Below are 8,585 nucleotides of genomic sequence, written 5' to 3' on the forward strand. Positions count from 1 at the left end.
GGCCGGTGACCGCATGGATCGCTACGATTATATCATCATTGGCGCAGGCAGCGCGGGCTGCGTGCTGGCGAACCGCCTGTCCGAAGACCGCAGCAACCGTGTTCTGCTGCTCGAGGCAGGCGGAAGCGACAATTACCACTGGATCCATATCCCGGTCGGCTATCTCTATTGCATCAACAATCCGCGCACGGACTGGTGCTTCACGACGGCGGCGGAAGAGGGGCTGAATGGCCGGGCGCTCAGCTATCCTCGCGGCAAAGTGCTCGGTGGCTGCTCCTCTATCAACGGCATGATCTACATGCGCGGGCAGGCTCGCGATTACGACCTCTGGCGCCAGATGGGCTGCACCGGCTGGAGCTGGGACGACGTGCTCCCCTATTTCCGCAAATCGGAGGATCATTACCGCGGCGAAGACGAGATGCATGGGGCAGGTGGCGAATGGCGGGTGGAGAAAGCGCGGGTGCGTTGGGCCGTGCTCGATGCCTTCCAGCAGGCGGCGAAGGAAGCAGGCATTCCCGTTACGGAGGATTTCAACCGCGGCAGCAATGAAGGCTCCGGCTATTTCGACGTTAACCAGCGCTCCGGCATCCGCTGGAACACGGCGAAGGCATTTCTCCGCCCCGCAATGAGGCGCGGCAATCTCACCGTTTTGACCAAGGCGCATGTGCGGCGGTTGCTTATCGAGGAAGGTGCGATTTCCGGCGTCGAGTTCCAGCACGACGGCATGGCGAAGCGCGTTTATGCTACTAAGGAAACAGTCCTTTCCGCCGGTTCGGTTGGTTCTCCGCATATCCTGGAGCTTTCCGGCATCGGTCGCGGCGAGGTGCTGAAAAATGGCGGCGTCGATATCGTGGCCGAGGTGAAGGGCGTCGGCGAAAACCTGCAGGATCATTTGCAACTGCGCCTTGCCTACAAGGTGACCGGCGTTCCCACGTTGAACGAGAAGGCGACGAAGTTGATCGGCAAGGCAGCGATCGGGCTTGAATATCTCATCCGCCGCTCGGGACCGATGTCGATGGCACCGAGCCAGCTTGGTATCTTCACGCGCTCGGGACCTGACAAGGAGACACCTGACCTGCAATATCACGTGCAGCCGGTCTCGCTTGACAAGTTTGGCGACCCCGTTCACCCCTTTCCGGCGATCACCGCCAGCGTCTGCAATCTCAGGCCGGAAAGCCGCGGCTCCGTGCATATTGCGAGCCCGGATTTCGCCGCACAGCCGACGATTGCACCGAAATACCTCTCGACGGAGCGTGATCGCGGCATAGCTGTTCGATCCATAAAGCTGACGCGGCGGATCGTTTCGCAGCCGTCCTTTGCGCGCTTCAAGCCGGAAGAATTCAAGCCCGGCCCCTCTTATCAGACAGAAGCCGATCTAGAGCGGGCGGCAGGCGAGATCGGCACGACGATCTTCCACCCCGTCGGCACCTGCCGAATGGGTGGAGACAGGGACAGCGTCGTCGATCCGCGGCTGAAGCTGCGCGCACTTGCCAAGCTCAGGATCGCCGATGCCTCGGTGATGCCGTCGATCACCTCGGGCAACACGAACTCTCCAACGATCATGATTGCCGAGAAAGCCGCGGCAATGATCCTGGAAGACAACAGATAGGAGGCCAGCATGGCACGGATCGCATTCATCGGGCTTGGCAATATGGGCGGGCCGATGGCGGCCAATCTCGTCAAGGCAGGACACGAAGTTATGGGCTTCGATCTCGCCGCCCCCGTGCTACAGGCCGCCGAAGAAACAGGCGTAAAGCCGGCAAGCCACATCAGCCAGGCCGTCATGGAGGCGGAGACCGTCGTAACGATGCTGCCGCAGGGCAAGCATGTGCTCACTGCCTGGCCGGACATATTGAAGTCGGTTCCGGCCGGAACGCTGGTGATCGACTGCTCGACCATCGATGTCGACAGTGCCCGTAAGGCGCATGAAATGGCGAAGGCCGCAGGCTGCCTCTCGCTTGACGCTCCCGTTTCCGGCGGAACGGGTGGGGCTAGCGCAGGTACCTTGACGTTCATGGCGGGCGGTTCGGACGAGAGTTTCGCCAAGGCCAAGCCGATCCTTGAAAAGATGGGCAAGAAGATCGTCCACTGCGGCGAAGCCGGCGCAGGTCAGGCGGCGAAAATCTGCAACAATATGATCCTCGGCATTTCGATGATCGGCGTCTGCGAAGCTTTCGTGCTGGGAGAAAAGCTCGGTCTCTCGCATCAGGCGCTTTTTGATGTCGCCTCGACGTCGTCCGGCCAGTGCTGGTCGATCAATACCTATTGCCCGGTTCCGGGGCCGGTACCGACATCGCCGGCAAACAACGAGTACAAACCGGGATTTGCTGCCGCTCTGATGCTCAAGGATCTCCGGCTTTCGCAGGAGGCGGCACTTTCGAGTGGTGCGTCGACCCCGCTCGGGGCGGAAGCGGCACAGCTTTACGCGCTCTTCGAAAAGCAGGGCAATGCCGGAAAGGACTTTTCCGCCATCATCGAGATGTTCCGGGAGCAGCCCTGACTACTTAGCAACAAGCGACAGATGCAAGCGTGCGGTATCGTTGAGCAAAATCTCGATGTCGCCTGGTGCGGCAAGTTCGATCGCGCCACAAAGCGTGCCGGTCGTGATCAGCGCCCCGGCCTTCAGCGAGTTTTCAGGGCGCAGCTTGTCGTTGGCGTAGTCAACGAGCCAGGTCAGCACGTCGCCTTTCGGGTGCTGTGCAGGCGCATCGTAGATCGACTGGCCGTTGAAGGTGACTTTCAGCGGCGTTCCGGTGGCTGTGTCGATCAGCGACTTTGGCACGTTCGGGCCAAGCACGTAGCCGCTGTTGCCGAGGCGATCGGCGAGGAAGAGCAGGAATGAAATCTTGCCACTTTCCTCGATGGCGGAGACCAGAAGTTCAGCGCCGAGATGGACGGTCGCCACTGCATCGGCGACTTCGGCACGGCTGTAATCGCCGTTGCGGCGAACCGGTAAGTCCGAGCCGAGACGGACGGCGATTTCCGCCTCAAACTTCATACCCTTCGCCCACGGAATCTGCGCGACGGAATCGGCTTCTGCGTAAGGATGGAGCGGTGCCGTCACCGCCTGGCCATCCGGCGAAGCCGTCACTTTCCATGCGTTGCTGGCAATGGCCTCTTCGGCGGCGAGGAAATTCTGCGCATCCATGGCGTGGCGCAGATCGGCGGGAAGCGCGAAATCGGCCGTCGGCGCTTGACTGCCCGCTTTGTGGAGGCCGTGAAGTCGAGCTGCGAGCGCACGCGGGTCGAAGGCCGCGTTTGAATCCGTCATGATGGTTCCTCCGCCTGGTTTCTTGAACGGCCAACACTAGCCGCCTGCCTAAGATGGGATAAGGGGCGTGTATGGAAAGACTGCTATTCCATTGCTGCATGCCAAGCGCGGCGGTAGTCCTTCAGTCCGGTGATCACGGCTGGCGGAAAGCGTCTTTCAGAACCGGGCGCCGGCCTTATGCCGGTGAGCAACGAGGCCCCCTGACTGGTGCCGGTCGAGCCGGGCAGGGCGACAACGTCGCGACCTGTCAATGCTGCAAGGATCTCGAGATAGGTCTCGTTCAACGCAAAAGGTCCCTCGACGATGAGCGGCCCCGCGGCGCCGATCAGGCCAAGGCAGGCCTCGCTCATCAAGCCAAGGTAGAGGCACATCGCGGCATAGCGCTCCGCAGCGTCTGCATTATCCGTATTCAGCCAGCGCTTCTCTCGGCCGGGAAACGGCCCGGAACCTGACGCCACGTTCGGGAGGAGCATCACGCCTTTTGAAATGGTTTCGCCGAGAGCCGCCTTGACATGTCCCAAGGGAACATCGCCGATTTCTGCGGAAAGAATCTCGAATTCGCGGCCGCCCATGAAGCGGGAGGATGGCACCGCACGGCCGTAGGCATCGACATTGGCAAGCGCATCACGTGATGGGTCGAGACGGTCAAGATCGCCACCCACTCCGAAATTGATCACCCAGGTTCCGGTCGAGACGACCGCAAACGGCGCCTCGCGCGTCACGAGATGCGGCAGCAGCGAGGCGTTGGAATCATGGATCCCGCAATAGACCGGAATGTCAGTAGAGACACCAATGCCGGAGGCGATCTGCGGCAGCACGGGACCAAGCGCATCGAAGGCCGAGCGGATCGGCGCCATCAGATTGCGGATGCCGAGCGTGTCGACCAGCGAGGAATATTCGCCGCGCTTCGGGTTCCAGAGATCGGTATGGCAGCCAAGCGACGTCACTTCGTTGGCCGCAACACCAGTCAGCCGCGCCGCCCAATACTGCGGGTAGGTGAGGATGGTCGCCACCCTTGCAAATTCCGCAGGAAAAGCCCTCTTCTGATAGTGAAGCTGGGCGCCGACATTCAGTCCCATCGACTGGCGCGGTGAATAGGTTTCCTTGAAGGAAGGGCGAAGGGCCGTATAGGCATCGCGGATGTCCTGCGGATATTCATGCTCGTAGTCGAGAACCGGCATGGCGAGCTTGCCATCCGGGCCAAGCAGCGCCGCAGATGCGCCGTGCGTGGTGCTCGAGATGGCGTCGAAGCCCGGCTCCTTCGCGAAGCGTCGGAAGGCATCGAGCGTGAACGACCAGAGCGCTTCCACGTCGTAGTGCGGGTAAGGGCCATCCTTGAGGACGGTATTCGCTATCTTCGCGACGGCGATCTCGGCACCCGTTGCAGCGTCGAGAACGACGACCTTCGCATTGGTCTTGCCGATATCGAGAACGGCGATCCGGCGGTATTTTGGCGCGTCGCTCATGGCATGTGGAAGACGGTGACGAGGTCGCTCTGGACGGGCGAATTGTCCGCGTTGGTTTCCATGATGTCGGCCATGTGCGCCCACCACTTCTTCATGACGGGATGGTCCGGCAGGCTCGCCATCGTGTGGTCCTGCGGACGTGTCAGCATGCCGAAGAGGGTGTTTGTCTCGCGGTCGAGATGGATGGAATAATCGCTGGCGCCGGATTTGTGCAGGAGTTCGACAAGTTCCGGCCAGATCTCGTCGTGCCGCTTCCTGTATTCGGCTTCCATGCCTGGGTTGAGCTTCATCTTGAAGGCGTGTTTTTCGAGGGTCATCGGGAGCTCATGGCCTTGATGCGTCGGGCGATGATGGGAATGGCAATGGTGATGATGAGCAGCAGGCCGATGAAGATCGACATGACGATGCCCGGCACGTTGAGCAGGCCGAGTCCGAAGGTGACAAGGCCCATCACAAAGGCGGCGATGACGACCCCCACTATCGTTCCGCAGCCGCCGAGGATCGAGACGCCGCCGAGCACGACCATGGTCACGACTTCGAGTTCCCATCCCTGGGCGATCGACGGGCGGGTGGAACCGAGACGCGAGGTGAGGCAGACCGCTGCAATGCCGCTCATGACGCCGGTCAGCATGAAGAGGATGAACTTCACGCGTTCGACGGGAATACCCGAAAAGCGGGCGGCAAAATCATTGCTGCCGATCGTATAGATCTGGCGGCCGAAATTCGTCGCGTGCAGAAGGACCGCAAAGGCGGCTGCCAAGACGATGAAGAGCACGAATTCGAAGGAGAACACCCAGACGACATAGCCCTGGCCGAAATAGGCGAAATCGGCGGGATATTTGCCATAGGCCTGATCGCCGAGCACGATATAGGAAATGCCGCGGAACAGGCTCATTGTCCCGATGGTGACGACGATCGACGGCAGTTTCAGCACGGAGACGAGGAGGCCGTTGAAAATCCCGCAGAGCAGGCCGGTGCCGATGCCAATCAACACAAGTCCGGCTGTGCCGACGCCGACTTGCGCCGCCGCGCCCATGGCGGTCGAGGCAAGCGCGATGATGGCGGCGACCGAGAGATCGATCTCACCGGCAATGACGAGCAGCGCCATAGCAAAGGCGATCATCGCCTTTTCGGTGAAGTTGAAGGTCGCGTCCGAGAGGTTCCAAGCGTTCAGGAAATAGGGCGACGCCAGGGAATTGAAAATGAAGATCAGCACGGCGACGCCGAAGAGCAGAACTTCCCAGCTGGACATGATCCGGCGGAACGGGGTGCCGAGACGATCGGGAATGACGCGTTTTTCGGTCGGGGCGGAAACGGTGCTCATGCGGCCACCTCGGCTGGAGTGTCTGCTGCTGCCTTGTCGCGCAGGATGATGCGGCCGCGGCTGCGCTCGCGTCTGGCATTGAAGACGACGGCGAGAATGATGACGGTGCCCGAGATCGCCATCTGCGTGAAGGGCGAGATGCCGATGACCGGCAGGGCGTTCTTGATGACGCCGAGGAAGAGGGCGCCGAGCACGGTGCCGATCACCGAACCGACGCCGCCGGCAATCGAGATGCCGCCGATAACGCAGGCTGCGACGCTGTCGAGCTCGAAACCGCTGGCAATATCGACATAGGCAACCGCGTAACGGGAAACCCAGAGATAGCTCGCGAGGCCCGCCAGCGCGCCGGAAAGCACGAAGGCGAGGAATTTCGTCCAGCCGGTGTCGATACCGGCATAGACGGCGGCCGTCGGGTTGCCGCCGGTCGCATAGGCCGAGCGGCCGAACTGGGTGTATTTCAGCAGCACATACATCAGCACTACGATGATGATCCCGACCCAGCTCAGGACGGGCAGGCCGAGGATCGGCGTGCGCGGCACCGAAAGGAAGATCGGCGTCATCTGATGCGCGTTCACCCATGCGCCACCGGAGAGCACGAAGGCCATGCCCCGGTAAATGGTGAGCGTACCGAGCGTCACGACAATCGGCGGCATTTCGAGCGCCCAGACCATGAAACCGTTGATGGCGCCGAGGCACGCACCGATGGCGATCGCGGCAACGATCAGCACGATCAGCGGAATACCCGGATAGGCGGCGTTCATCATCGCGATCGCCATGCCGGTGAAGGCGAGATTGGCGGCAACCGAGAGGTCGATCGACTTCGTCAGGATCACCGTCATTTGCGCCAGCGCCAGGATGATCAGGATCGACGTGTCGTTGAAGATGCCGGCGAGGTTCGATGGCGTTGCGAAATCCGAAGCGCGCGTCGAGAAGATCGCGATCATCGCGACGATGATGAGGAAAAGCAGGGTTTCGCGCTTTCTGATCAGTCTTGACATGCTTTCACCTCATGCATTTCCGGTCGCCGCCCGCACCAGCGCCTCTGGCGAAAGCTGAGCGCGCTCGAAGAGGCCCGCCGAAAGACCTTCCTTCATCACCAGCACGCGATCCGACATGCCGATGATCTCCGGCAGTTCGGAGGAGATCATGATGATCGAAAGGCCTTCGGCGGCGAGTTCACTGATGAAGCCGTGGACAGCCGCTTTTGAACCGATATCGATGCCCTTGGTCGGCTCGTCGAGGATGATGACCTTCGGCTTGGTCGCGAGCCACTTGCCGATGACCACCTTCTGCTGATTGCCGCCGGAAAGCGTACCGACGGGCACGGAAAGCGCGGCGGCCCTGAGATCGAGCCGCTCGGCATATTTGCGGGCGAGCGCAAATTCATTCGCCGCTTTCAGGAAGCCCTTGCGCGAAGTGCGGCCGAGTGAGGGCAGCGTCATGTTCTGGTAGATCGGCATCGGCAGCGCCAGGCCGTGGCGGCCGCGCTCTTCCGGCACATAGACGATCCCGGCGCGGATGGCGTCATGGGGAGAGGTGATCGACAGCTCCTTGCCTTCGAGGACAAGCTTACCGGAGAGCGGCTTGGTAATGCCGAAGAGCGACTGGCAAAGTTCCGAACGCCCGGCGCCGATCAGGCCGTAGACGCCGAGAATTTCGCCCTTGCGAAGCGTGAAGGAGATGTCGCGGAATTCCGTCCGGTGGCAGTAACTCCGGACCTCGAGGAGGGGGCCGCCAATATTGACGGCGATCTTCGGAAACACGTTTTCGACGTCGCGGCCGACCATCATCTTTACGATCGAGTCCTGCGGCGTCTCCTGGAGCTTGCCGCTTCCGACGGCGCGGCCGTCGCGGAAGACGACGAAGTTATCGGCAATCTCATAGAGTTCGTCGAACTTGTGGCTGATGAAGAGGATCGCCTTGCCCTTGGCTCTCAAGCCCTGGACGATGCGGAAGAGGTCGTCGATCTCCTTGCGGGAAAGAGCCGCCGTCGGCTCGTCCATGATCACGATGCGGGCCTCGATCGAGAGCGCGCGGGCAATCGCTACCAGATGACGCTGCGCAATAGAGAGGTCCTTCAGACGGATCGTCGGATCGATGTTGCTTTCGAGCGACGTGAGCAGTTCCTTCGAGAGGCTGTTCATCGACTTCCAGTCGATGGTGCGGAATTTCGTGCGCGGCGCATGGCCGAGGAAGATGTTTTCGGCAACCGTCAGCTCATCGAAGAGCACTGTTTCCTGATGGATCGCGGTGACTCCGGCGTCGATCGCCGCTTGTGCGGTGGAGAAGGTAACAGGCTGCCCGTCGACGATGATTTCGCCCTCGTTGGGCTTGTAGATACCGGTCAGAATCTTGACGAGCGTCGATTTTCCCGCGCCGTTCTCGCCAATCAGCGCCGTGACCTTGCCGGGGTAGAGCGCAATACTGACGTTGTCGAGCGCCTTCACGCCGGGAAAAATCTGCGAGATGCCGCGCATTTCCAGGACTGTCTCTTATACACATCTGACGCTGCCGACGACTAGTC

At 61.1% G+C, this 8,585-nt stretch carries 8 protein-coding genes; 2 read left to right on the forward strand and 6 right to left on the reverse strand.

The window, feature by feature from the left end; all coding sequences use genetic code 11:
* Positions 1–13: 13 nt before the first annotated feature.
* Positions 14–1,609 carry a GMC family oxidoreductase gene (locus ACPYOJ_RS26750; RefSeq protein WP_481418952.1) on the forward strand — a complete coding sequence of 532 codons (1,596 nt, stop codon included), beginning with the start codon at positions 14–16 and terminating at the stop codon, positions 1,607–1,609.
* Between the two features lie 9 nt (positions 1,610–1,618).
* On the forward strand, positions 1,619–2,500 hold the full coding sequence (gene mmsB / locus ACPYOJ_RS26755; RefSeq protein WP_481418945.1) for a 3-hydroxyisobutyrate dehydrogenase: 882 nt from the start codon (positions 1,619–1,621) through the stop codon (positions 2,498–2,500).
* On the opposite strand, the gene ACPYOJ_RS26760 is transcribed toward mmsB, so the two are convergent.
* The 6 genes from ACPYOJ_RS26760 to ACPYOJ_RS26785 all read right to left on the reverse strand — a co-directional run bounded on the left by ACPYOJ_RS26760 (position 2,501) and on the right by ACPYOJ_RS26785 (position 8,538).
* Positions 2,501–3,271, reverse strand: coding sequence for a fumarylacetoacetate hydrolase family protein (locus ACPYOJ_RS26760; protein ID WP_481418946.1), 771 nt, complete (start codon positions 3,269–3,271; stop codon positions 2,501–2,503).
* 83 nt (positions 3,272–3,354) lie between these two features.
* On the reverse strand, positions 3,355–4,737 hold the full coding sequence (locus ACPYOJ_RS26765; RefSeq protein ID WP_481418947.1) for an FGGY-family carbohydrate kinase: 1,383 nt from the start codon (positions 4,735–4,737) through the stop codon (positions 3,355–3,357).
* The gene (gene rhaM, locus ACPYOJ_RS26770; RefSeq protein WP_481418948.1) at positions 4,734–5,054 is read right to left on the reverse strand and encodes an L-rhamnose mutarotase; all 321 of its coding nucleotides are present in this window, start codon (positions 5,052–5,054) and stop codon (positions 4,734–4,736) included. The genes ACPYOJ_RS26765 and rhaM overlap by 4 nt, the downstream gene beginning before the upstream one ends.
* Positions 5,051–6,061, reverse strand: coding sequence for an ABC transporter permease (locus tag ACPYOJ_RS26775; protein ID WP_481418949.1), 1,011 nt, complete (start codon positions 6,059–6,061; stop codon positions 5,051–5,053). Before ACPYOJ_RS26775 ends, rhaM begins: the two co-directional genes overlap by 4 nt.
* The gene (locus ACPYOJ_RS26780) at positions 6,058–7,059 is read right to left on the reverse strand and encodes an ABC transporter permease (protein ID WP_481418950.1); all 1,002 of its coding nucleotides are present in this window, start codon (positions 7,057–7,059) and stop codon (positions 6,058–6,060) included. Before ACPYOJ_RS26780 ends, ACPYOJ_RS26775 begins: the two co-directional genes overlap by 4 nt.
* A gap of 9 nt (positions 7,060–7,068) precedes the next feature.
* A complete protein-coding gene (locus ACPYOJ_RS26785; RefSeq protein WP_481418951.1) occupies positions 7,069–8,538 on the reverse strand; it encodes a sugar ABC transporter ATP-binding protein in 1,470 nt (489 codons plus the stop codon).
* Between the last annotated feature and the right edge of the window lie 47 nt (positions 8,539–8,585).

Source organism: Rhizobium sp. SVR5-9E, assembly GCF_056755095.1.